This window comes from Sphingorhabdus profundilacus (assembly GCF_009769755.1).
Taxonomy (GTDB): Bacteria; Pseudomonadota; Alphaproteobacteria; order Sphingomonadales; family Sphingomonadaceae; genus Sphingorhabdus_B; species Sphingorhabdus_B profundilacus.
In genome coordinates this window covers 810,466-833,660 of record NZ_SDWJ01000001.1, presented here as the reverse complement: position 1 = coordinate 833,660, position 23,195 = coordinate 810,466, and the positions used below count along the sequence as shown (strand labels likewise).

At 56.3% G+C, this 23,195-nt stretch carries 22 protein-coding genes; 17 read left to right on the top strand and 5 right to left on the bottom strand.

Annotated features, from left to right (window positions below):
• Positions 1-108 precede the first annotated feature (108 nt).
• The 9 genes from purB (at position 109) to EUU23_RS03785 (ending at position 8,474) form a co-directional block, all read left to right on the top strand.
• Entirely contained in the window at positions 109-1,419 is a 1,311-nt protein-coding gene (gene purB / locus EUU23_RS03825; protein ID WP_160352773.1) for an adenylosuccinate lyase, read from the top strand.
• Positions 1,420-1,713: 294 nt separating this feature from the next.
• Entirely contained in the window at positions 1,714-2,022 is a 309-nt protein-coding gene (locus EUU23_RS03820; RefSeq protein WP_160352772.1) for a hypothetical protein, read from the top strand.
• Entirely contained in the window at positions 2,019-2,693 is a 675-nt protein-coding gene (gene pyrF / locus EUU23_RS03815; RefSeq protein ID WP_160352771.1) for an orotidine-5'-phosphate decarboxylase, read from the top strand. The genes EUU23_RS03820 and pyrF overlap by 4 nt, the downstream gene beginning before the upstream one ends.
• Before the next feature lie 4 nt (positions 2,694-2,697).
• Complete coding sequence (locus tag EUU23_RS03810) at positions 2,698-3,174, top strand: GNAT family N-acetyltransferase (protein ID WP_160352770.1); 477 nt, start codon at positions 2,698-2,700, stop codon at positions 3,172-3,174.
• A 200-nt stretch (positions 3,175-3,374) separates the two neighbouring features.
• Positions 3,375-4,016: a phosphoribosylanthranilate isomerase gene (locus tag EUU23_RS03805; protein ID WP_160352769.1), complete on the top strand. Its 642-nt coding sequence runs from the start codon at positions 3,375-3,377 to the stop codon at positions 4,014-4,016.
• Entirely contained in the window at positions 4,003-5,244 is a 1,242-nt protein-coding gene (gene trpB / locus EUU23_RS03800; protein ID WP_160352768.1) for a tryptophan synthase subunit beta, read from the top strand. The genes EUU23_RS03805 and trpB overlap by 14 nt, the downstream gene beginning before the upstream one ends.
• Before the next feature lie 106 nt (positions 5,245-5,350).
• The gene (trpA, locus tag EUU23_RS03795; RefSeq protein ID WP_160352767.1) at positions 5,351-6,136 is read left to right on the top strand and encodes a tryptophan synthase subunit alpha; all 786 of its coding nucleotides are present in this window, start codon (positions 5,351-5,353) and stop codon (positions 6,134-6,136) included.
• 2 nt (positions 6,137-6,138) lie between these two features.
• Positions 6,139-6,993, top strand: coding sequence for an acetyl-CoA carboxylase, carboxyltransferase subunit beta (gene accD, locus EUU23_RS03790; protein WP_160352766.1), 855 nt, complete (start codon positions 6,139-6,141; stop codon positions 6,991-6,993).
• A gap of 143 nt (positions 6,994-7,136) precedes the next feature.
• Positions 7,137-8,474 carry a bifunctional folylpolyglutamate synthase/dihydrofolate synthase gene (locus EUU23_RS03785; RefSeq protein WP_160352765.1) on the top strand — a complete coding sequence of 446 codons (1,338 nt, stop codon included), beginning with the start codon at positions 7,137-7,139 and terminating at the stop codon, positions 8,472-8,474.
• Between the two features lie 358 nt (positions 8,475-8,832).
• Here EUU23_RS03785 and EUU23_RS03780 read toward each other — a convergent pair whose 3' ends face one another.
• Complete coding sequence (locus tag EUU23_RS03780; protein WP_160352764.1) at positions 8,833-10,401, bottom strand: AmpG family muropeptide MFS transporter; 1,569 nt, start codon at positions 10,399-10,401, stop codon at positions 8,833-8,835.
• 127 nt (positions 10,402-10,528) lie between these two features.
• Here EUU23_RS03780 and EUU23_RS03775 point away from each other — a divergent pair, with 127 nt between their 5' ends.
• From EUU23_RS03775 to EUU23_RS03760, 4 genes are all read left to right on the top strand, one after another.
• The gene (locus EUU23_RS03775; protein WP_160352763.1) at positions 10,529-11,374 is read left to right on the top strand and encodes a pseudouridine synthase; all 846 of its coding nucleotides are present in this window, start codon (positions 10,529-10,531) and stop codon (positions 11,372-11,374) included.
• A 106-nt stretch (positions 11,375-11,480) separates the two neighbouring features.
• Positions 11,481-12,032: a 16S rRNA (guanine(966)-N(2))-methyltransferase RsmD gene (rsmD, locus tag EUU23_RS03770; protein ID WP_160352762.1), complete on the top strand. Its 552-nt coding sequence runs from the start codon at positions 11,481-11,483 to the stop codon at positions 12,030-12,032.
• A complete protein-coding gene (locus EUU23_RS03765; RefSeq protein ID WP_160352761.1) occupies positions 12,029-12,952 on the top strand; it encodes a DMT family transporter in 924 nt (307 codons plus the stop codon). Before rsmD ends, EUU23_RS03765 begins: the two co-directional genes overlap by 4 nt.
• A gap of 10 nt (positions 12,953-12,962) precedes the next feature.
• Entirely contained in the window at positions 12,963-15,251 is a 2,289-nt protein-coding gene (locus EUU23_RS03760; protein WP_160352760.1) for an ATP-dependent helicase, read from the top strand.
• On the opposite strand, the gene EUU23_RS03755 is transcribed toward EUU23_RS03760, so the two are convergent.
• Positions 15,240-15,701: a globin family protein gene (locus EUU23_RS03755; RefSeq protein ID WP_160352759.1), complete on the bottom strand. Its 462-nt coding sequence runs from the start codon at positions 15,699-15,701 to the stop codon at positions 15,240-15,242. The two genes, EUU23_RS03760 and EUU23_RS03755, sit on opposite strands and share 12 nt — an antisense overlap.
• Before the next feature lie 137 nt (positions 15,702-15,838).
• On the opposite strand from EUU23_RS03755, the gene EUU23_RS03750 reads away from it, so the two are divergent.
• The 4 genes from EUU23_RS03750 (at position 15,839) to cysK (ending at position 20,359) form a co-directional block, all read left to right on the top strand.
• On the top strand, positions 15,839-16,498 hold the full coding sequence (locus EUU23_RS03750) for a PilZ domain-containing protein (RefSeq protein ID WP_160352758.1): 660 nt from the start codon (positions 15,839-15,841) through the stop codon (positions 16,496-16,498).
• Positions 16,488-17,759, top strand: a complete 1,272-nt coding sequence (locus tag EUU23_RS03745) for a cyclic di-GMP phosphodiesterase (protein ID WP_160352757.1) — start codon at positions 16,488-16,490, stop codon at positions 17,757-17,759. Before EUU23_RS03750 ends, EUU23_RS03745 begins: the two co-directional genes overlap by 11 nt.
• Before the next feature lie 360 nt (positions 17,760-18,119).
• Positions 18,120-19,442 (top strand): MFS transporter, encoded by a 1,323-nt coding sequence (locus tag EUU23_RS03740; RefSeq protein WP_160352756.1) that lies wholly within the window; start codon positions 18,120-18,122, stop codon positions 19,440-19,442.
• A complete protein-coding gene (gene cysK, locus EUU23_RS03735) occupies positions 19,439-20,359 on the top strand; it encodes a cysteine synthase A (RefSeq protein WP_160352755.1) in 921 nt (306 codons plus the stop codon). Before EUU23_RS03740 ends, cysK begins: the two co-directional genes overlap by 4 nt.
• Positions 20,360-20,430: 71 nt before the next feature.
• Here cysK and EUU23_RS03730 read toward each other — a convergent pair whose 3' ends face one another.
• From EUU23_RS03730 to EUU23_RS03720, 3 genes are all read right to left on the bottom strand, one after another.
• Positions 20,431-20,715, bottom strand: a complete 285-nt coding sequence (locus tag EUU23_RS03730; RefSeq protein WP_160352754.1) for a hypothetical protein — start codon at positions 20,713-20,715, stop codon at positions 20,431-20,433.
• 147 nt (positions 20,716-20,862) lie between these two features.
• Positions 20,863-22,662, bottom strand: a complete 1,800-nt coding sequence (locus EUU23_RS03725; protein ID WP_160352753.1) for an acyl-CoA dehydrogenase C-terminal domain-containing protein — start codon at positions 22,660-22,662, stop codon at positions 20,863-20,865.
• A gap of 33 nt (positions 22,663-22,695) precedes the next feature.
• Entirely contained in the window at positions 22,696-23,148 is a 453-nt protein-coding gene (locus tag EUU23_RS03720) for a MerR family transcriptional regulator (RefSeq protein ID WP_160352752.1), read from the bottom strand.
• Positions 23,149-23,195 lie beyond the last annotated feature (47 nt).

Here is a 23,195-nt window from a genome sequence, read left to right as displayed (position 1 = left end):
GGTTAGGCATCGCGCAAAGTGGCGAATTCAGCAATCCACAGATTTGTTATCAAAGGCCTGCTCTGCTAACGGGGCGGCGACTCTTATATTCTGCTGAAAGCTGCGCCCATGATCCCTCGTTATTCCCGCCCCGCCATGACCAAAATCTGGGAGCCGGAGAACCGGTTCCGCATCTGGTTTGAAATCGAGGCGCATGCAACCGACGCACTTGCGGAACTGGGTGTCGTACCAAAATCGGCTGCCGAGGCCCTTTGGACGTGGTGGGCAACCAACCCTGCCATCGACGTTGCTGCAATTGACGCCATTGAAGCAGTCACGAAGCATGACGTCATAGCGTTTTTGACATGGGTGGCCGAACAGGTCGGCGACGAAGCCCGCTTCATGCATCAGGGTATGACATCATCCGACGTGCTGGATACCTGCCTCGCTGTGCAGTTAACGCAGGCAACCGACCTTCTGCTCGCAGATATGGATGCGTTGCTTGCGGCCCTGAAAACCCGGGCGATGGAGCATAAATTCACGCCCACCATCGGTCGTAGCCATGGCATACATGCAGAACCGGTGACCTTTGGGTTGAAACTGGCGCAGGCCTATGCGGAATTTGCGCGCGGACGCGAACGTCTTGTCGCGGCCCGGGCCGAGATTGCGACGTGTGCGATTTCGGGGGCGGTTGGAACATTTGCCAATATCGACCCCAAGGTTGAGGCGCATGTGGCCGCGAAGCTGGGTCTTTCGGTTGAGCCCGTTTCAACACAGGTCATCCCACGCGACCGGCACGCCATGTTTTTTGCGATTTTGGGTGTCATTGCATCGTCGATTGAACGGCTCGCCATAGAAATCCGTCATCTGCAACGCACCGAAGTGTTGGAGGCGGAAGAATATTTCTCGCCGGGCCAAAAAGGCAGTTCGGCGATGCCGCACAAGCGCAACCCGATCCTGACCGAAAATCTGACCGGACTTGCCCGCATGGTCCGCAGCGCGGTGACCCCGGCGATGGAAAATGTCGCGCTGTGGCATGAGCGTGATATTTCCCATTCCTCGGTCGAACGCTACATCGGCCCCGACGCAACGATCACGCTCGATTTTGCGCTGGGCCGTTTGACCGGAGTTGTAGAGAAACTGCTGGTTTATCCCGCCCGTATGCAAAAGAATCTCGACCGCATGGGCGGCCTTGTTCATTCGCAGCGGGTTTTGCTTGCCCTTACGCAGGCCGGCATCAGCCGTGAAGACAGCTATACCATCGTACAACGCAACGCGATGAAAGTATGGGAGTCGGATGGGGCGCTGTCACTTTTGGAACTGCTAAAAGCCGATCCCGATGTTGCTGCCAAGATGAGCGCGGAGGAAATAGAAGACCGGTTCAATCTTGATTATCATTTCAAACATGTGCATACGATTTTTGACCGGGTTTTTGGGTAAGTTATTGATTGGTAACTGCGCCGCTACGCAATAACTTCACACAACCACCCACCGTCACCCTGAACTTGTTTCAGGGTCCATCGGGCAAAGTTACCCATAACGTGAAAGGTAGCGTAGCCGTGCGGCATCGTTTGGCTTGCCAAGACAAGCAAGGGGTGGGCTGTTAAATAGACCCTGAAACAAGTTCAGGGTGACGGGTTGGATATTTTGATCGGGCTGGAGCAATAATCAATTCTTCCCCCTACCCAAGCCGACAAACATCCCATAAGGTATGGAAAAAGGAGCCACCCCCCCATGCGATTTTTGAAAACACTGATCTGGGTGACCGTGATTGTCGGCCTGATTGTGTTCGCAACGAACAATTGGGTGCCTGTCTCGATCAGCCTGTGGGGCGGCATGCGGTTGGATACTAAATTGCCGGCGCTCGTCATTGCCGCACTTTTGATCGGTTTCTTGCCGCTTTATTCCATCCACCGCACCATGATGTGGCGCATGAAACGGCGGATTTTGACGTTGGAGAGCAGCCAGCGGACCGCTACCTTCCCGCCTCCTCCGCCACCTGCCGGGCCCAAACCTGGCTACACTTCGGGAGATGCCGCATGACAAACCCGCTCTATGTGGCCATCGACACGCCTTATCTCGACAATGCGCTGGAACTGGTGAAGCGGATCAAACATCATGTCGGCGGCGTAAAACTGGGCCTCGAATTTTTTTGTGCCAATGGCCATCATGGTGTGCATGAAGTGCAGAAACTGGGCTTGCCGATCTTCCTTGACCTGAAATTGCATGACATTCCCAATACGGTTGCCAAGGCTATGCAGGCGATCCATGCGCTTGAACCGGCTATTGTCACCATCCACGCCGCCGGTGGACGGGCGATGATGGAAGATGCCAAGGCGGCCGCAGGGGCGCATACAAAGGTCGTTGCGGTGACCGTGCTGACCAGCCTTGATGACCATGACCTTAGCCGTATCGGGGTTCCCGACAGCCCCGACGCGCAAGTCGCCCGACTTGCGGCATTGGCAAAGGACGCTGGGCTGGATGGTATCGTCTGTTCCGGTCATGAGGTAAAAGCAGTCAAAAAGCTTTGGAAAGACGGCTTTTTCGTCGTTCCCGGCCTGCGTCCCGAAGGTGGCCAAAGCGGCGACCAGAAACGCACGGTCACCCCGCGGCAAGCCCGCGACGACGGCGCAAGCGTCCTTGTGATAGGCCGTCCGATTACCAAGGCGGAGAGCCCTGACGATGCAGCACGGGCTATCGTCGGGACGCTTTAGTGGAATGATTGCAAATTACCGTTGGGCCAATTCAACCGATTATGATGTTTTGGGCGAAGTCATCTTTGATGCCGTCAGAAACGGTCCCAGCCTTTACAACGAAGCCCAGCGTCGCGCTTGGATGGAAGTGCCGCGATCTGGTCCTGAATGGCATAAGCATTTGGCAGAACAGTCGATAGCTATTGCAGAAAATGACGCTGCGATTGTTGGTTTGATGAGCCTGAAACAAGACGGATATCTTGATTTTGCGTTCATCCGGCCCCCGTTTCAGGGCACCGGGATATTTCGAATATTATATGCTATGATCTTCAAATTGGCCCTGTCGCAGGGTCATTCAAAGATTCTTGTTCATGCCAGCCTGATGGCTCAACCGGCATTTTCCGCGATGGGTTTTGAAATCGTAAAGAAGGAAAGCGTTGATGTGGACGGCCAGTGTCTTGATCGTTTTGAAATGCAATGGCTGAAGCAGAATCCCGCTTAACGCCTTACCTAGCAATATTGTCATCCCCGTGCAGGCGGGAATCCATGGCCTGACTTTTTGGTTGGAATTGTTCGCACAAAGACACGAAGGCACAAAGAAGTTGCTTCGTGCCTTTGTGCAAACCAAATCGTCTCATGTAAAAAATATCAGACCATGGATTCCCGCTTTCGCAGGAATGACAAATGTGGTTTGGGGTTGCCATGCCAACCCAGATCAAAATTTGCGGCCTGAAGACCGAAGCTGAAATCGTTGCTGCGGCAAAAAGTGGCGCGACGCATATTGGGCTGAACAATTACGAACCAAGTCCGCGTTATGTGGACCTTGAACAGGCAGCGGCCTTACGCATGCGGACGCCAGCGCATGTGAAGGTCGTTCTGCTGCTCGTCAATGCCGAACCCGGTTATACGGCCAAAGCACTTGAAATTGTGAAGCCCGATGTGGTGCAGTTTCATGGCACCGAAACGCACCAATGGCTTCGCCTGTTGAAAGGCGCGACATCGGCCGAAATCTGGAAAGCGCTTGGCGTAAAAGACGCAGAAACGCTTAAAAATAGCGCGCGTTTTGTCGGTGCGGCGGACCTGTTGCTGTTCGATGCCCCGGCGCAGGCATTGCCCGGCGGCACTGGGATGCGGTTTGACTGGTCGCTCCTTGCCGATCACCGCCATGAATTACCGTGGGGTCTGGCAGGCGGGTTGACCCCGACGAATGTGGCGGACGCGTTGCGCCAGACGCACGCACCGATGGTAGACACATCGTCGGGCGTAGAATCTGCACCCGGCATCAAGGATATGGACAAGATTGCCGAGTTCTGCAAAGCGGTGCGCGATTATGACAACAGCTGAACCCACCCCGAACTCTTTCCGCAACCAGCCCGACGAGCGTGGCCATTTTGGCCAGTTTGGCGGACGATATGTGGCCGAAACACTGATGCCGCTCGTGCTCGATCTCGAACGGCATTACCGGCTCGCCAAAACCGACCCGGCGTTTCAGGCGCAGTTTGACGATTTGCTGGAGCATTATGTCGGACGCCCTTCCCCGCTTTATTATGCCGAGCGGCTGACCGACGAAGTCCGCAAGACCGCGCCAGAAGGCAAAGGCGCGCAGATCTGGTTCAAGCGTGATGAACTGAACCATACCGGCGCACACAAGATCAACAATTGCATCGGCCAGATTTTGCTCGCCATACGGATGGGCAAGACGCGCATCATCGCCGAAACCGGCGCGGGACAGCATGGCGTTGCAACAGCCACCGTGTGCGCGCGCTTTGGCCTGCCCTGCTTCATTTATATGGGCGCGAAAGATATCGAACGGCAGCAGCCCAATGTATTTCGTATGCGCTTACTTGGTGCAGAGGTTATCCCCGTAACCAGCGGCGCGGGCACGCTCAAAGACGCCATGAACGAAGGCCTGCGTGATTGGGTCGCCAATGTCCACGACACGTTTTATATCATAGGCACCGCCGCCGGTCCGCATCCCTATCCCGAACTGGTCCGCGATTTTCAAAGCGTCATCGGCAAGGAAGCCCGCGCCCAGATGTTGAGCCGGACGGGTCGCTTGCCCGACATGCTCGTCGCCGCCATCGGCGGTGGGTCGAACGCCATCGGTCTGTTCCATCCTTTCCTCGACGACAAGGATGTCGCGATGTTGGGCATCGAAGCCGCAGGTCATGGTCTGGAAAAAGAACATGCCGCAAGTCTGGCTGGCGGGCGCCCCGGTATCTTGCATGGTAACAAGACCTATCTGCTGCAAGACGAAGACGGCCAGATTGCCGAAGCGCATTCCATTTCGGCGGGGCTTGATTATCCTGGCATCGGGCCGGAACATAGCTGGCTGAAGGAAATTGGCCGCGTGCGGTACGACAGCGTGACTGATGTCGAAGCGCTCAGCGCATTCCAGTTGCTGTGCCGCACCGAAGGCATCATCCCCGCCCTCGAACCCGCCCACGCCATTGCGGCGGTGGAGCGCGAGGCAAGGAAAATGGACCGCGACCAGATCATCTTGGCGAACCTGTGTGGCCGTGGGGACAAGGATATCTTCACCGTGGCCGAGGCTTTGGGGACGGTGATATGAGCAATCCCCGCGCCTGTCACCCTGAACTTGTTTCAGGGTCTTACTTTCGCAAGCCGCAGAAAACTAAGATGCTGAAACAAGTTCAGCATGACGGAAAGGGGTGCACATGACCCGCCTTTCTGCCGCCTTTTCCAAATCACACTCCGCGCTCGTCACCTTCATTACCGCAGGCGATGGCGACACAGCGGCCAATCTCGACGCGCTTGTCGCCGGTGGCGCGGATGTGATTGAATTGGGGATGCCGTTTACCGACCCGATGGCTGACGGCCCTGTCATTCAGGAGGCGAATATCCGCAGCCTTAACGCTGGCACCACCACCGCCGATATTTTCGCAATTGCCGCAGCCTTCCGCGCGCGCCACCCTGATACGCCGCTTGTCCTCATGGGCTATGCCAACCCGATGACGATCCGGGGCGGGGAATGGTTTGCGTCCGAATGCAACAAGGCAGGCGTCGACGGCGTAATATGCGTCGACATCCCGCCGGAGGAAGACCCCGAACTCGGACCATTGTTGCGTTCGGCCGGGATCGACCTGATCCGTCTGGCCACGCCAACCACTGACAAGGCACGTTTGCCAGCGGTACTCGATGGTGCCTCCGGCTTTCTCTATTATGTCAGCGTGGCGGGGATAACAGGCCTGCAACAGGCGGCCCAGACCAGCATTGATGAGGCGGTTGCCCGCTTGAAAGCCTATACCGACCTGCCCGTCGCCGTCGGCTTCGGCGTCCGCACGCCTCAGCAAGCCGCCAACATCGCCCGCGTCGCCGATGGCGTGGTGGTCGGGTCTGCTCTTGTGGAACTGGTGGCGGAGCATGGCAGCAATGCCGCTGGTGCCCTGCGCGATTATGTGGCATCCCTGAAACACGCAATCGTCGCAGCCAGAAAGGCCTGAATATGAACTGGGTCACCCGCGTCCGCAACGCCATCCCCTTCATCGCCAAGCGCGAAACGGCCGAAACGCTCTGGCACAAGTGCAAGGGCTGCAATGCCATGATTTTCCTCAAGGAATTTGAGGAGAACCAGTCGGTATGCCCAAAATGTGGACATCATGGCCGCATCGGACCGGCTGAGCGTTTCGCTGCGCTGTTCGATGACGACAGCTATGATGTTCTCAAGCCACCCATTGTCGGCGAAGATCCTTTGAAGTTCAAAGATACCAAAAAATACACCGACCGCATAAAAGCCGCCCGCCTCGCCACCGGGGAGCAGGACGCGATGATCAGCGCCAAAGGCGAAATCAACGGCCAGACCGCCGTCGTCAGCGTGCAGGATTTCGCCTTCATGGGCGGGTCGATGGGCATGGCCGTGGGTGAAGCCTTTGTCGATGCGGTCAAGGCCGCAATCCGCGCCAAATGCCCCTACATCATTTTCACTGCCGCTGGTGGCGCGCGGATGCAGGAGGGGATTTTGTCCCTGATGCAGATGCCGCGCTCAACTGTGGCGATCCAGATGCTCCACGATGCGGGCCTGCCTTATATTGTCGTGCTGACCGATCCGACCACAGGCGGTGTAACGGCTTCCTATGCCATGCTGGGCGACGTACAAATCGCGGAGCCGGGTGCGCTTATCGGCTTTGCAGGGCAGCGGGTGATCGAACAGACGATCCGCGAAAAACTGCCCGAAGGCTTCCAGCGTGCGGAATATCTGCTCGAACATGGCATGATCGACATGGTCACCCACCGCCACGATTTGCGCGGGGTGCTGTCACAGTTGATCGGTTATCTGGCGCCCGAGAAGAAGGCGGCTTGAGGCAAGAACGTTGTTTTCTACTCCCCGTCATCCTGAACTTGTTTCAGGATCCATCGTGCAAGTAAAGACGTCGGTCGCGACCGGAAAATGGACCCTGAAACAAGTTCAGGGTGACGCCCTCTTAATTTGGTCCAATTAGTCGCATGCCCGACCACGCCCACTCCACCCACCCCGCCGTTCAGGCGCAACTTGATCGGCTGACCATGCTGTCCCCCGGACGGGATGTGCTGGGGTTGGAGCGCATTACCGCCTTGCTCGACAGGCTTGGCAATCCGCATCACCAGTTGCCGCCGACATTTCACGTCGCAGGTACCAACGGGAAGGGGTCGACCTGTGCCTTCCTCCGCAGTGCGATTGAGGCCGCCGGAATGACAGTTCATGTCTATTCCAGCCCGCATCTGGTCCGCTTCAACGAACGTATTCGCGTCGCGGGGAAGCTGATTGACGATGGAATGCTTGCCTCGCTCCTTGCCGAAGTGCTCGACCATGCCGAGGGATTGCAGGCGAGCTTTTTCGAAGTCACCACCGCCGTTGCCTTCCTTGCCTTTGCCCGCACGCCCGCAGACGCCTGCATCGTTGAAGTCGGTTTGGGTGGACGGCTTGACGCCACCAATGTTCTTGCAAGCCCGGTCGCTTGTGGAATTGCGTCGCTTGGCATCGACCATGAAGCATTTCTGCTTGCGCCCGAGGCCGGCACGCCAGACGCACCGCTCGACCGTATTGCCTTTGAAAAAGCAGGCATTGCGAAAGCCGGGTCCCCCCTGCTCATTCAGAAATACGCGGCATCGATGGTTGATACCATCACCGCAACCGCCCGACGGACGAGTGCCAAACTGCTCGCGCGCGGGACGGATTGGGACGCCGCGGTCTATGAAGGGCGCCTGCACTACCGTGATGAAAAGGGGAAACTCACCCTCCCTTTGCCCCGCATGTCCGGTGCACACCAAGCGGATAATGCGGCCCTTGCCGTTGCGATGCTCCGTCACCAATCCGCACTCGCCATCCCCGAGGCAGCTTTGTCTGCTGCCATGGAACGGACCCGTTGGCCCGCGCGGATGCAAATGTTGGCGGAGGGTCCGTTGAAGGCCAAATTGCCAAAAGGCCGCACATTATGGCTAGATGGAGGCCATAACCCTGATGCCGGCGTAGCTATTGCAAAGTTGCTAACCGACGGCCCTTCGGTGCATGTCATTCTCGGCATGCTCGCGAACAAGGATGCCGTTGGTTTCCTAGAGCCGTTCGCCGATAAGATCGCATCGCTACATGCTGTGCCCATCCCCGGACATGAGCATCATGACGCTAAGGATCTATGCCGGTTGGTCCAGGACGATATGGGCGTATTGAATACATACCCAGTCGCGACCGTGTCCGAGGCTTTGGACCGGATCACAGCAACAGAGCCAAGCGGCGATGTGCTGATCTGCGGTTCGCTCTATCTTGCGGGCGAAGTTTTGCGCGCAAATGAGCAAATCCCGGATTGAACTTGTCTCCATACCGTCACCCTGAACTTGCGGGTAGGTTTTCATGACTTGGTCACCAAAGCGCCCGACATTGTCATCCCGCGAAGGCGGGGATCCATGGGCTGCCCTTGCCACCTAACAACGCCTATTGTTCGCGCAAAGACGCGAAGGCACAAAGCAACCCCTTGGCGTCTTCGCGTCTTTGCGCGAACCATTCCAACCGAAAAGTCACGCCATGGATTCCCGCCTGCGCGGGAATGACAAAATGTGGGTCTGGGTTTCGGCATATACAAACGAAACCGTGCCACGCAGGTCAGACGTAGAGAGGCAAAATGGACCATGGAACCAGTTCAGGGTGACCATCTCTTTGTTTCGAGGATTACGAAACTTGCGAACCTGAGAGCTTTCCCTGTCCCTTCCAAGCCAGCAAGCCACCCAACGCCAAGACCGCTGCAAAAATAGCTGTTATGCTATTCGCGAGTTCCAAGGGTTGCGACAAGAGGAGGCCAATTAGACCTACGACAACGAGGACAAAGCCAAAGATGCGGGCAGGTCCCACCGGTTCTTTCAGTGCCTTCTCGTCGACTGCCTCCACCTGATGAATACTCTGTACAACATAGCCTTTACTCCACAGGACCCATAGCAGTATCATTCCCGGAATAGCTGCCACCACAGTAAAGCCCCAGAAACCGACCCAACCCACCTTTTCGGCGACAATGCCCGCAGGTCCGGCCATGAAAGTGCGACCAACACCCGCAAATGAAGATAGCAAGGCGAATTGCGTAGCGGTGTAAGCAATGCTGGATAGCCCCGACAAATAGGTTGTGAACACGGTCAAGCCTATGCCGCTGGTCATATTTTCGGTGCAAATCGCGGCAACCATCATCCAGTAATTGTTGCCGGAAGCCGCCAATATCATGAACATGACGTTCGAAAACATCATCATCAAGCCCGAAATCAGAAGCGCCCGGCCCATGCCAAGCCACAATATAAAGGGTGCGCCTAAGGCAGAACCAACAATCAGTGCGCCAAAGCCCCAGAGCTTGTTCGCGGAAATATAATCCAGATCGGAAAAGCCAAGATCGACGATCATCGGACTAAGCATCGCTTGCCCCATGGCATCGCCCACTTTGTAGACCAGCACAAAGCCCAATATGATGAAGGCACCGTGCCGTGTCAGAAATTCGCGGAACGGATTAACCACCGCTTCGGTTAACCACTGGCCAGGCTTCATGCCGGACACATGCGCGAACCGGTCCACAAATTTGCCCGGACCCGCCCAAAGCGCACCGACAATGGCTGGAATGATACAGAAAGCGGTCAATCCGTAGGCAGTGGCCCACCCAAGGCCTAATCCTTCTTGGGAAGCGAAATAGATCGTGCCTGCCCCCGCAATCAGATTGCCAGTGCGATATCCGAATTGGTTGGTTGCCGTTCCGTGGGCAAATTCGTCTTCTTCTAATATCTCGATGCGATAGGCATCGATGACGATATCCTGCGTCGCGGAGAGGAACGCTGTAATCAGCGCCCAGATTGCGAACAGCGTCATGTTGCCCGGTTGCGGGTTGCTTGCCCCCAATTGCCATATCGAAAAGAACAGCAACGCCTGCACGAAAAACAGCCAACTGCGACGCTGGCCGAAGGCTTTCGTCAAAAATGGCAAACGCAATTTGTCGACCAAAGGCGCCCAAAGAAACTTGATCGTGTACGGAATGCCCAATGCCACCGCGAAACCAATCGTCGCGGTATCAATGCCGACTTTTGCCAACCAGAATGTCATGGTGGCGACCAGCAGGGTGAGCGGGAAACCGCTCGATATTCCCAGAAGAAAGGTGATGACCGGATTTTTACGGAGATAGGGACGGAATGCGGGAACGAGCAACGCGATCACTGGCAAAGATGCAAGGATCGCGATAAAAATGAAAAAGCGTGCTAAATCGACCGACATCCGGACCCCTCCGATATTCTTTGTCTGAATGACTAACGTCATTTTCCTGAATGGCCAGTGACTTTAACAATGAAGTGACTTTAACAGTGACGTGACTTTTCAATCGCAATGCGTCAAAGGCGCAATCATGGCCAAACCACCGACCAGAGCGCCCGCGCGCCCCGCCAAACCACCCCGCCTTCGCTGGGACACAAAGCCCGTGCGTAAAGCACGGCCCGATGCTGCCCCGTCCAAGGGTGCATTGGAACGTGTTGATGGCGAGGAACGCATCGCGAAATTGCTCGCCCGCGCCGGTGTTGCCTCTCGGCGGGAGATTGAACGGATGATCGCCGATGGACGGATCACCCTGAATGGCGAGAAGGTCGAAACGCCCGCAACGGTGCTGAAATCGCTGCATGGCGTTGCGGTGGATGGCAAGGCTGTGGGACAACCGGCACCGACGCAGCTCTATCTGTTCCACAAGCCCGAAGGATGTTTGACGGCTGAACGCGATTTTAGCGGGCGCAAAACCATCTATGATATTTTGCCCAAGGATTTGCCGCGTCTGATGCCGATTGGACGGCTCGACCTGAATACCGAAGGCTTGTTGTTGCTGACCAATGATGGCGAATTCAAACGGCAGATGGAATTACCCTCCACCGGAATCGAACGCACCTATCGTGCACGCTGCTTTGGCGATGTCACGCAGGAGCAGTTGGAAGAGTTGATCCATGGCATCGAGATCGAAGGCGTTCGCTATGGCCAGATCGACGCCAATCTGGAACGACGGACGGGACGCAATGGCTGGATCGAAATGACCTTGACAGAGGGCAAAAACCGCGAAGTACGGCGCGTTTTGGAACATCTCGGCCTTGAGGTCAGCCGCCTGATCCGCACCCGATATGGACAATTTGTGTTGGGTGACATGGCCCCCGGAAGCGTCGGAGAGGTGCGTAGGGTGGACCTGATCGAGTTTCGAAAGACATTGAAATGAAGTCCCCCACCCGCTTGCGGGAGGGGTTAGGGGAGGGTCACGCACCTCACCACCTCTCGCGCACCCTCACCCTCCCCCTGCCCCTCCCGCAAGCGGGTGGGGAGTTATGAGGATCATTGCCGGCCAATGGCGGTCGCGGCCTTTAGTGGCGCCCAAGGGGGATACGACCCGACCGACGGCGGATCGCACCCGCGAAACGCTGTTTTCCATGCTGAACAGTCGCCTGGGTTCCTTTGAGGAATTGGCTGTACTGGACCTGTTTGCCGGGTCAGGCGCATTGGGGCTGGAGGCATTGTCGCGCGGCGCGGCGCATTGCACTTTTGTCGAGCAGGATGCCAACGCACTGAAGGCGCTGGAAACCAATATCGACAAGCTTGCGGCCAAGGCGCAGTCCGACATTCGTCGCGGCTCAGTGCTTTCACTGGGTTCGGCCATAAAGCCTTTTGATCTTGTCTTCATGGACGCGCCATATGCGAGCGGCGCGGGATCTGTGGCACTCGACAAACTGGCGCGGTTGCGCTGGTTCGCGCCGTCTGCATGGATCAGTATCGAGACAGACACCAAGGAGACCATTGATGTCAAAGGCTTTGTGATCGATACGGTTCGTGACGTCGGCAAGGCGCGCCTGACATTGCTTCGACCGGATGAAATTTTATGACCAACCCTAGAATTTCAGGTGGCGATTGGGGCATTATCATGCTGCTGTCGCTCATCTGGGGCGGGGCCTTTTTCATGATTTCGCTGGGATTACGGAGTTTTCCGCCGACGACCCTCGCTTTTTTGCGGATGGCGCTTGCGGTGCCCCCGATGTTGATCGCGTTGGCCTATCTGGGGCAGAAACTGCCGACCGACCGCCGAAGCTGGGGACAGCTATTTGTGTTGGGCGGGCTGAATGCGGCCTTTCCTTTCATGCTGTTTTTCTGGGGACAATCCCATATCAGTACGGGTCTTGGATCGATATTGAATGCGACTACGCCGCTTTGGGGCGTAGTGCTCGCCCATATGTTCACACAGCATGAAAAGGCCACACCGTCGCGGATCGTAGGCGTGTTATTAGGTTTAGCGGGTATCATCGTGATGGTTGGAACCGGCGCGCTCAAAGGCATGACGAGCGATGTTCTGGCGCAAATCGCCTGTCTTTTTGCGACCGTCCTCTACGCCGTCGCCGCAATTTACGGGCGCACCTTATCACAATCCACGATGACGCCGATTGTCGTTGCAACAGGTCAGGTATTCACCGCGGCGATCCTCATCCTGCCGTTCATGCTGATAATTGACCAGCCATGGACCCTGCCCTTCGCCCGTTGGGATGCATGGGTCGGCGCATTTGGTCTTGCCATTCCATCAACGGCTTTTGCTTATTTCCTCTATTTCCGGCTGATCGACCGCGCAGGCGCATCCAATGCGATGCTTGTTGCCTTTATCCAGCCCGTTGTCGCAATCATCCTTGGCGTCCTTGCACTTGGGGAGTCATTTGCGACAAAAGAAGTGATCGGTGCGGCGTTGATTGGGTTGGGTTTGGTCGCAATCGACGGACGGGTGTTTGCAAAGCTTGCACCGAGGCGTTCCGTTCCCTAACTGTTCGCTGATGCCCGAAGCAAGTTTACAAAATGATCCGCCGTGGTTGCACGGCCTGAATCCGCCGCAGCGTGAGGCCGTGTTGACCACCGAAGGGCCAGTGCTTCTGTTGGCGGGCGCTGGCACTGGCAAGACGGCCGCCCTGACTGCACGTATGGCGCAGATATTGTATATGCGGCTTGCATGGCCATCGGAAATATTGGCGGTCACCTTCACCAACAAGGCCGCGCGCGAAATGCGTGAACGGATCGGTGCGATGGTGGGCGAAGCGGTTGAGGGCATGCCGTGGCTGGGGACGTTCCACAGCATCGGCGCCAAACTCCTCCGCCGCCATGCCGAGATTATCGGCTTGCAAAGCAATTTCACCATCATCGACACCGACGACCAGATCCGCCTGTTGAAGCAGTTGATCCAGTCCGAAGACCTTGATGAAAAGCGCTTCCCTGCCCGCGGCCTTGCGGCCTTGCTCGACAAGTGGAAAAACGCCGGAAAATCGCCATCGGACCTCGATGCAGCCGACAATGAAGCTTTTGCCAATGGTAAGGGACAGCGGATGTACGCGCTGTATCAGGCGCGGCTTCTGGCCCTAAATGCCTGCGACTTTGGGGATTTGCTGCTGCACGGTTTGAACCTGCTCAAGAACAATCGCGATATTCTTGAAAAATATCAGGCGCAGTTCAAATATATCCTGGTCGACGAATATCAGGACACCAACGCCGTCCAATATCTCTGGCTGCGTCTGCTCGCGCAAAAGCGGAAGAATATCTGCTGCGTGGGCGATGACGACCAAAGCATCTATTCCTGGCGCGGGGCGGAAGTTGCCAATATCCTGCGCTTTGAAAAGGATTTTCCGGGCGCGAAGATCATCAAGCTGGAACAAAATTACCGCAGCACACCCCATATCCTGGCCGCCGCCAGCGGCCTGATCGACGCCAACAGCGCGCGTCTGGGCAAGACCTTGTGGACCGAGCTGGATGAAGGCGAAAAGGTCCGTATCATCGGCGTGTGGGATGGTCCTGAAGAAGCACGGCGTGTCGGTGAAGAAATCGAGAGCCTGCAATATAAGGGGGAAAGCCTTGACAGTATCGCCATCCTCGTCCGCGCCCAGCATCAGACCCGCGAATTTGAAGACCGCTTCATACAAATCGGCCTTAACTATCGGATAATCGGTGGTTTTCGTTTTTACGAACGGGCCGAAATCCGCGATGCGATTGCCTATTTGCGGATTGTCAACCAACCCGCCGATGACCTCGCCTTTGAACGCATCGTCAATGTCCCAAAACGCGGCATTGGGGATAAGGCTGTGGAAAAGATCCACATCCTTGCCCGCGCCGACCAAGCCCCGCTCAGCGTTGCCGCCGCCCGGTTGGTGGGTACCGACGAACTTTCCGGCAAAGCGCGCAAGTCGCTTGCCGACCTTGTCGTCGACATCGCCCGCTGGCGGGACGAGGCGTCGCGCATGACGCCTGCTGATCTGACGCGGCTGATCTTGGACGAAAGCGGCTATACCGCTGTGTTACAGGCCGAACGCAGTGTTGAGGCATCGGGACGGCTCGAAAACCTGAACGAACTTGCGCGCGCGATGGAAGAATATGAAACATTGGGCGAGTTTCTGGAACATGTCAGTCTGGTCATGGACAATGACCGGGGCGACACAGGCGCCAGCGTCACCATCATGACAATTCATGCCGCCAAAGGATTGGAATATAATAATATATTTCTTGTAGGATGGGAAGACGGCATTTTCCCGTCGCAGCGTGCCCTGGATGAAGGCGGCCTCGCCTCACTGGAGGAAGAACGTCGCCTCGCCTATGTCGCGATTACCCGTGCGCGGCGCAAATGCACCATCATCCACGCCGCCAACCGCCGCATCTATGGCCAATGGACGTCAAGCATTCCAAGTCGCTTCATCGAAGAATTGCCGCTAGATCATATCGAGGCCGAACAGACGATGACGGGCGGAGCATCGCTGTGGCGGGCAAACTGGTCCGAACAATCCGACCCCTTTGCCCATCTCGCCGCCGCCAATCAGGGACGCAGCAATGCACGCGGCCCCGGCTGGCAACGGGCCGCGACCAGCGGTGGATTTAACCCCAGACCACAGCGCATCGCCGAAAATACAAAGAGCGCGGTAAGTTTAGGCAATAAAGGCCGCAGCGACCTTTCAATCGGAATGCGCGTTTTCCACGAAAAATTCGGCTATGGCAGCATCGCGGAAATTGAGGGCAACAAGCTGGAAATCGACTTTGAAACTGCCGGGCGTAAACGGGTGATGGACAGTTTCGTATCAACGGGGTGAAATGCGGCCAGCGACATGGCCCGGCATGACGTCATCCCACCCGGTGCGCGCTTCTGCGATGAATGCCTTCAACCGGTCCCCTTGACGGATCCACGCTGCTTCGGTTTCGCTATTCCAGTCCGTGCCGGCCGCTTCTGCGACCGTTTCAATGGTCAAAGCGATCCAGCTTTCATATTCAACCCACGGTAATTGCCCGAAATTGCGGTGGGTGAAGGCCAGTTCGGCAACCAGTGGCCAGACCCATTGTTCCTCGCCCCTCGCCAATCCCATCATCATTTCCAGCGTTTCATCGGTCATGCGCCGGGACGCAGCATCAAGGTTCAGAAAATCGGAACGCCGTTCGGGCCAAGCCGCAAAAAATTTGTCGAACAGGGCAAATCGCAGCTCTACCCCTGCGTTGGCCCCCGCAATCAGGCTCTTTTCCATGAGTTCAGCGTCGGACGATATCATGTCCTCCACGCTCTCACACAATAACGCCTGTTCAAAGGAAAATATATCGTTCCGCCCCTAAAGATCCGCACCAAACCGCCGTAAAACCATGAAATACCAGTGGCGAATGTTTACGCGCCAGAGAAATGGACCATTTCATGGAACTGAACCCTTCGTTGAACATAGTTTCAACCCCAATATCGGACGATGCCCAACCGGTGAGCGACCGGCGTGCGGGTGAACGCCAGGTTTCGGTGATGCTTACCGCCAAGCTGGAGGCTGGCGGGCGGCAACAGCCATGCCGTATCCTGAACATTTCGGTCAAAGGCGCGAACATCGAGACGCTGATCGAGCTGCAAGTCGGGCAGCCGATCGAAATAGAGTTTCGTTCGAACCTGAAACTGCATGGCATTGTTCGCTGGGTCCGAAAATCGCAGGCGGGTGTGGAATTTCAAAACGCAATTGACCTCAATGAAATCTGGAAACGGACCGAAGTCAGCATCATGCGGATCAAGCCAAGACCGCCCCGCTTTTGTTGCTTTGCTCCGGCAACGATTGAAACCGCAGACGGCAACCAGCTTTGCCAGATTATAGATATTTCAGCGTCAGGATTACGCGTTATTGACCTATTAAACGTTCCAAGTGGCGCGACCGTAATGATCGAAGCGGATGGACTGCCCCGCCACCGCGCCGTCGTCATCTGGTGCAATGCCAATTCGGCCGGATTGAAGCTCGTCAACGCGTATAAATATAGTGAGCTTGAATCCTGGTTACTTCGTCAAGAGGGACGTTCAGACGCGGAACGCCATGCTAATTGAAATAGAGGCCGAGCAACTTCGGGTCGGAATGTATGTCCATTCACTTGACCTGTCCTGGTACAATCATCCGTTTTGGCGGCGGCGATTCCTGATAAATAATGAAGCGGATTTGTCGACGCTTTTGGCGTTGGGAACCCGCGTGATTGTCATTGATGATAGCAAAGGGCTCGCCCCGCAGCCCAGGCATGACCCTGTTCCTGATGTCGTCAGCATTCCAGCTCCGCCGGGCGATATCGCCCACGAAGCGGTCCTGGTAAAATCCAGTCCCGTGCCGACAACACCTGCGCCACATGGTCCCAATAGCAAACCGATACCCTTGGTTGGTGCGGCGCGCGAAGCCGAAATGCAGCGCGCTTCAAAAATGTTGCACCGATCCAAGACCGAGGTGATGACCCTTTTCGGCAATGCGCGCATGGGGAAAGCCATATCGACGCGCAAGCTAACAAATCTGGTCGCGCAGATTTCGGACAGCGTCAACAAAGATCCGACCATAATCCTGAATATCGCACGGCTGAAAACAAAGGATGAATATACGTTCCTGCATTCAGTTTCAGTCTGCGCCTTGATGATAAATCTGGCACGAAAGCTGGGGCTGGATGAGGTTGTCGTGCAGGATCTGGGCATGGCCGGAATGCTCCACGATCTTGGGAAAATGGCGATCCCTGATGTGATTTTGAACAAGCCGGCCAAATTGGATGAAGACGAATGGCGCATTGTCCGCAGTCATCCGGAAAAAGGCCATGCCATATTATCGTCGGCAAAATGCGGGACCGAAACCGCATTGGATGTGTGCCTGCACCATCACGAAAAAATGGACGGCACAGGTTATCCCCATAAAATCAAGGGTGAGGATTTAAGTCTGGCCGCACGAATGGCCGCAATCTGCGATGTCTACGACGCGATCACGTCGCAGCGCAGTTACAATGCGCCGCTGTCCGGCGCGGTTGCGTTATCAAAAATGTTAAGCTGGAAAGGTCATTTTGACCAATCGCTGCTCCGTATTTTTATTGAAAGCCTCGGCATTTCGCCAATTGGAACCGTGGTCCAGCTCACCGATGGTACATTCGCAACGGTAATCGGCGAAAACCCGGGAGATTTTTCGCAACCGATTGTCAGGACATTCCATGATCCTGAAAATCCGGTTTCATGTGTACCCAAGGACATCCGCATTTCCAGAATAGAAGGCACCGTGCAGATTCATGAGATCATATATGACCTGACGCCGGAGTTGGCGGAAAAAGCAAGAGCCACGTCGCGTTAGCTCTCACCCCGTCAGGCTGATACCTCTCACCCTGATACCTCACTCCCGCTACCCTGATACCTCACTCCCGCCACCCTGATACTTTCCTCCCCCGTCACCCTGAACTTGGTTCAGGGTCCATCCCGCAGATTTCTTCTCGGTGCAAAGCGCAGCGCAACCGCGCGTCGCGCTGCGGGTTGCCGCAGTGACGACAGAAATGAACCGATAGATGGACCCTGGAACGCAGTCACCGAAGGTGAACCAAGTTCAGGGTGACAAAGCGGAGAAAAGGGCGCGGGTTGTTATTCGATTGAATTCGTGGTGAAGATAACCGATCAACTTGATTGCACATCTTCGCATTCGTCCATAGTGAGACAAAGGATGACCGCAGCCGAAGTCCATCCGCTCTCCATCCCCGATTACCGCTATTTTTGGCTCAGCCGGTTCATGGCGGTCCTGGCGACCATGGGCATGGTCGTCGTCATTGGATATCAGGCCTATGACATTGCGCGCAGTGACTATGGGATGTCGATCCGCGAAGCATCTCTGCAACTGGGACTATTGGGGTTATTCCAGTTCATCCCGCTAGCATTGCTGACCCCGGTTGCCGGATGGGCCGCGGACCGGTGGGAACGCCGGACAGTGGCAAGGGTGGCCAACTGCATCGATATGCTGGTCGCATTGACGCTGGGGTGGTTCACCTTGCATGATATGTTGACCCTACCACTGCTTTTTGGCTTTGCCGCGTTGCACGGGGTGGCGCGGGTGTTTGTCGGGCCGGCAATGTCGGCCATTGCACCCAATATCGTGCCCGCCGCATCCCTGCCCCGCGCCATCGCGTTAAGTTCCATTGCCTGGCAAGTCGGGTCGGTCATAGGCCCCGCAAGCGGCGGGTTGCTGTTTGCGGGCAATCCATCATCGCCATATTGGGTGTCGGCTGGCCTGTTGCTGCTTGCAACCATCAGCCTCAGCTTCGTCAAACCGGTGTTTCCGCCGCCTATGGAGCGTAAAATACATCCCGTCAGGCAAATGATCGATGGCATCAAATACACATGGAGCGAACGGTTTTTACTGGGCGCGATTACGCTGGATTTATTTGCCGTGCTGCTGGCCGGGGCGACGGCATTGTTGCCGGTATATGCGCGCGACATTTTGCAGGTTGGGCCCGATGGGCTGGGGCAATTGCGGGCTGCCCCGGCGGTTGGGGCTTCGCTGGTTGCCTTACTCCTGACCCTGCGCCCCTTGCGCCATAATGTGGGCAGCAAGATGCTCTGGGCGGTGGTCATATTCGGTCTGGCGACCATCGGTTTCGGGTTCAGCCATGAAATCGGGGCGCGGGTCTTTGGCAATGGCCGGATCGACTGGCTGAACATGGGCGCTGGCATGGCGGTGGCATTGGTGATGCTGGTCATCCTTGGTGCATCCGATATGCTTTCGGTCTATGTGCGATCCTCACTTGTTCAATTGAACACGCCCGATGACATGCGCGGGCGGGTCAGTTCCGTGTCCGGCCTCGCCATTTCGGCCTCCAATGAGCTGGGCGAACTGCAATCCGGGGTGGCTGCCGCTTTGCTTGGTCCTGTCGGCGCGGTTGTTTTTGGCGGCGCCGGTGCCATAATGGTAACAGGCCTATGGGCATGGCTGTTCCCTGAACTAAAAAATGCCCGCACATTCGAACCGCAATATAGAGGAAAAAGTCCATGAAAGCGCAATCCATCCTCGAAACCATCGGCAACAGCCCGCATATCCGCCTTGGCCGGATGTTTGCAGGCGCCGAAGTGTGGGTGAAGTCGGAGCGATCAAACCCCGGCGGATCGATCAAGGACCGGATCGGCCTTGCCATGATCGAAGCTGCGGAAAAGGACGGAAGCCTGAAGCCCGGCGGAACGATTATAGAGCCGACTTCGGGGAATACCGGCGTCGGGCTGGCCATGGTGGCGGCGGTCAAGGGATATCGGCTGATCCTTGTCATGCCCGAATCCATGTCGCTCGAACGCCGCCGCCTGATGCTTGCTTATGGGGCGACATTTGACCTGACACCCCGTGAAAAGGGTATGAAGGGCGCCATCGAACGCGCGATGGAGCTGGTGGCCGGAACGCCCAATTCCTGGATGCCGCAACAATTTGAAAACCCCGCCAATATCGATGTACATGTCCACACGACCGCTCAGGAAATATTGGCCGATTTCGCGGACACGCCCATTGACGCCATGATAACCGGTGTTGGCACCGGCGGACATATTACCGGGTGCGCCGAAGTGTTGAAAAAGGCGTGGCCCGCCATCAAGATTTTTGCAGTTGAACCCACATTGTCCCCCGTCATCAGCGGCGGCCAACCGGGGCCACATGCCATCCAAGGCATAGGCGCAGGCTTCATCCCTGCCAATTTGCATACGGCGTTGCTCGACGGCGTTATTCAGGTTGATCCCGAAAGCGCAAAGGAAATGGCCCGCCGTGCAGCGCGTGAAGAAGGCATGCTGGTCGGCATCTCATCAGGTGCGACACTGGCCGCTATCGCGCAGAAGTTGCCCGATCTGCCTAGCGGAAGCAGAATCTTGGGCTTCAACTATGACACCGGCGAACGCTATCTGTCGGTGCCCGACTTCCTGCCAGTGGAATGAATGAAACGGGCCGGGGCAGATCGTGCCCCGGCTCCGCTTTGATGAGCGCCCCTTGCGACCCGAAGGCGCTCTTATTCAGCTTTGGATTTCTTCTCCATCGGGTCGTCGGGCTTGCCGTCGCCATCATTATCGAATCGGTCCGGTTTGCCGTCTCCATTCACATCCCACGCATCGGGCACACCATTCCCATCACGATCCCATGCGTCGGGTTTGCCATCTTCGTTGGAATCGATTGTCGGTGGTGGCACCGCCCCTTCGGGCGCAGGTGCCGTTTGCGCGACAGCCGCGCTGTGGAAAGTTAAAGCTGCGATTGCCGATACGACAGTGCTCGCGACCCATTTTTGTTTTTGAGACATTGGTTGCTCCTTAAAAGCCAACCCCCTGTCAAAGCCGAACATCGGCCAAATATGGTCCGCACGCCAGCATCATGCGTCGGTAAGTGGCGGGAAAGAGGCTGGCCGAAAACCCGCCTCTTCCCATCGCAATTCACGCCCCGTTGACCGTCAGGCGACGGCAAACATCGCGGGTGATAGCGCCATAATCGCCTCGCTTCCGGCTTCAATCTTGCGACGCAGCGAACCGCAATCGGGCAAGAATCGTTCCGCAAAATAGCGCGCCGTAACGAGCTTTGTTTCGTAAAAAGCCGCGTTTCCGGTTCCCGCATCAAGCGCCCGCTGCGCCGCTTCGGCCATACGCAACCATTGCAGCCCGAGCGCGATAATGCCCATGATATGCATATAATGATGTGCGCCTGCCCCGACATTGTCCGGGTTCGCCATGCCATTTTGCATGAACCACATGGTCGCCGCCTTCAATTCGCCATTGGCTTTTTCCAGACGACCGGCAAGGTCGGCGAGCGCACCCGATTTTGCCGAAGCGCATTCGTCATCGACAACCTTAAAAAAGGCCTGAACCGCACGGCCGCCATTTTGCGCCAGCTTGCGGCCAACCAGGTCCATCGCCTGCACGCCATTGGTGCCTTCATAGATCATGGCGATCCGCGCATCGCGGACATATTGTTCCATGCCCCATTCGCCAATATAGCCATGTCCGCCATAAACCTGTTGCGCGTTGGTCGCGATTTCATAGCCCTTGTCGGTGCCATATCCTTTGATAACCGGCGTCAGCAATGACAGCAGGTCATCGGCCATCTGCCGTTCTTCCTCGGTCTGTGCGTGATGCAGCAAATCGGCCTGCAATGCGCCCCACAGACATAAGGCGCGCATTGCTTCGGTAAAGGCTTTGGCATCCATCAACATCCGGCGGACATCGGGGTGGACGAACAGGGTGTCGGCTTTCTGGTCAAGGTCCTTCGGGCCGGTAAGCGCCCGTCCCTGACGCCGGTCCTGTGCGTAATGCACCGCGTTTTGATACGCCACTTCGGCAATGCCCAAACCTTGCTGCCCCACGCCAAGGCGCGCGATATTCATCATGATAAACATCGCGGCAAGGCCCTTATTTTCTTCGCCCACCAGATAACCGGTCGCGCCGTCATAGTTCATCACGCAGGTCGAATTGCCGTGAATGCCCATTTTATGTTCGATCGATCCACAAGAAAGTGCATTGCGTGCGCCCAGCGTTCCATCATCATTGACCAGAAATTTGGGCACGATGAACAGCGAGATGCCCTTCACATTGTCCGGCGCATCGGGTGTCTTTGCCAGCACCAGATGAATGATATTTTCGGTCAAGTCATGCTCGCCGGATGAAATGAAGATTTTCATGCCGGTAATGGAATGTGACCCATCGCCATTGGGAACCGCCTTGGTGCGGATCAGGCCCAGATCGGTGCCGCAATGCGGCTCCGTCAGGTTCATGGTTCCACCCCATTTGCCCGAGATCATGTTCGGGGCATATTTGGCCTTTTGCTCTTCGCTGCCTTTGACCAGTATCGCCGATACCGCGCCGTGGGTCAGGCCGGGATACATGGCAAATGCCATGTTGGAACTGGCCATATATTCTTCAAACGCCATCGACACGATGTGCGGCATGCCCTGACCGCCAAATTCGGCAGGCGCGGACAAGGTGCCCCAGCCGGCATCGCAATATTGCTTATACGCTTCCTTAAACCCGTCAGGGGTCGTCACGCTGCCATCTTCGTGCCGGGTGCAGCCCTGCAAATCACCAACCTGATTAAGCGGGAACAGCACGCCCTCGACAAATTTCGCACCCTCGCCCAAAATCGCCTCGATCATGTCGGCGCTGGCATTTTCAAAACCGGGAAGGTTGGCGAAGCGTTCAATACCCAAAACTTCGTTGATAACAAATTGGGTGTCACGAACGGGAGCTTGATAATTTGGCATGATATGTCCTTCGACGGGTAAAGATAAAAAGTTTCAGGCCGCAGCCGATTTTTCGGATTCTTCGACCTGTTCGACCATGGCTACAAAGTCGGTCAGTTCGTTGATCGCGCTTTCGATATCATCACGTTGCGCCTTTAATAAATTGATACGGTCCCGGCATTTTTCGATTGTCACGCGGCGCTGGATATTGCGGCCATCATTCAGGTCATACAGGTCGATCATCTCGCGAATTTCCGCAAGGCTGAACCCGACGCGCTTCGCCCTTAATATCCACGCCAACCTCGCCCGGTCCCGCTTCGAATAGATACGCGCCAGACCAAGTCGTTCCGGCGAAATAAGCCCTTGATCCTCATAAAAGCGCAATGCACGGGCGGTGACGTCAAATTCGGTCGACAAATCGGAAATTGTAAAGGAATCGCGATTGAATACATCAGGCGTGTCAATTGTGGCATCGGCATGCCGTTCATTTCGTGACAGATGATCCATAGCGACGTTATCCCTCTTCGTTGCACTAACGTCACTACTTTACGTTA

What these genes read in the sequence shown, in the direction of transcription:
- cysK (WP_160352755.1), top strand. Translation starts at nt 19,439, where the DNA reads ATGAAAGCGCAATCCATCCTCGAAACCATCGGCAACAGCCCGCATATC.
- EUU23_RS03745 (WP_160352757.1), top strand. Translation starts at nt 16,488, where the DNA reads ATGCTAATTGAAATAGAGGCCGAGCAACTTCGGGTCGGAATGTATGTC.
- EUU23_RS03740 (WP_160352756.1), top strand. Translation starts at nt 18,120, where the DNA reads ATGACCGCAGCCGAAGTCCATCCGCTCTCCATCCCCGATTACCGCTAT.
- EUU23_RS03780 (WP_160352764.1), bottom strand. Translation starts at nt 10,401, where the DNA reads ATGTCGGTCGATTTAGCACGCTTTTTCATTTTTATCGCGATCCTTGCA.
- EUU23_RS03750 (WP_160352758.1), top strand. Translation starts at nt 15,839, where the DNA reads ATGGAACTGAACCCTTCGTTGAACATAGTTTCAACCCCAATATCGGAC.
- EUU23_RS03805 (WP_160352769.1), top strand. Translation starts at nt 3,375, where the DNA reads ATGCCAACCCAGATCAAAATTTGCGGCCTGAAGACCGAAGCTGAAATC.
- EUU23_RS03730 (WP_160352754.1), bottom strand. Translation starts at nt 20,715, where the DNA reads ATGTCTCAAAAACAAAAATGGGTCGCGAGCACTGTCGTATCGGCAATC.
- EUU23_RS03760 (WP_160352760.1), top strand. Translation starts at nt 12,963, where the DNA reads ATGCCCGAAGCAAGTTTACAAAATGATCCGCCGTGGTTGCACGGCCTG.
- EUU23_RS03820 (WP_160352772.1), top strand. Translation starts at nt 1,714, where the DNA reads ATGCGATTTTTGAAAACACTGATCTGGGTGACCGTGATTGTCGGCCTG.
- accD (WP_160352766.1), top strand. Translation starts at nt 6,139, where the DNA reads ATGAACTGGGTCACCCGCGTCCGCAACGCCATCCCCTTCATCGCCAAG.
- EUU23_RS03785 (WP_160352765.1), top strand. Translation starts at nt 7,137, where the DNA reads ATGCCCGACCACGCCCACTCCACCCACCCCGCCGTTCAGGCGCAACTT.
- EUU23_RS03755 (WP_160352759.1), bottom strand. Translation starts at nt 15,701, where the DNA reads ATGATATCGTCCGACGCTGAACTCATGGAAAAGAGCCTGATTGCGGGG.
- trpB (WP_160352768.1), top strand. Translation starts at nt 4,003, where the DNA reads ATGACAACAGCTGAACCCACCCCGAACTCTTTCCGCAACCAGCCCGAC.
- EUU23_RS03810 (WP_160352770.1), top strand. Translation starts at nt 2,698, where the DNA reads ATGATTGCAAATTACCGTTGGGCCAATTCAACCGATTATGATGTTTTG.
- EUU23_RS03720 (WP_160352752.1), bottom strand. Translation starts at nt 23,148, where the DNA reads ATGGATCATCTGTCACGAAATGAACGGCATGCCGATGCCACAATTGAC.
- rsmD (WP_160352762.1), top strand. Translation starts at nt 11,481, where the DNA reads ATGAGGATCATTGCCGGCCAATGGCGGTCGCGGCCTTTAGTGGCGCCC.
- pyrF (WP_160352771.1), top strand. Translation starts at nt 2,019, where the DNA reads ATGACAAACCCGCTCTATGTGGCCATCGACACGCCTTATCTCGACAAT.
- purB (WP_160352773.1), top strand. Translation starts at nt 109, where the DNA reads ATGATCCCTCGTTATTCCCGCCCCGCCATGACCAAAATCTGGGAGCCG.
- EUU23_RS03775 (WP_160352763.1), top strand. Translation starts at nt 10,529, where the DNA reads ATGGCCAAACCACCGACCAGAGCGCCCGCGCGCCCCGCCAAACCACCC.
- EUU23_RS03765 (WP_160352761.1), top strand. Translation starts at nt 12,029, where the DNA reads ATGACCAACCCTAGAATTTCAGGTGGCGATTGGGGCATTATCATGCTG.
- trpA (WP_160352767.1), top strand. Translation starts at nt 5,351, where the DNA reads ATGACCCGCCTTTCTGCCGCCTTTTCCAAATCACACTCCGCGCTCGTC.
- EUU23_RS03725 (WP_160352753.1), bottom strand. Translation starts at nt 22,662, where the DNA reads ATGCCAAATTATCAAGCTCCCGTTCGTGACACCCAATTTGTTATCAAC.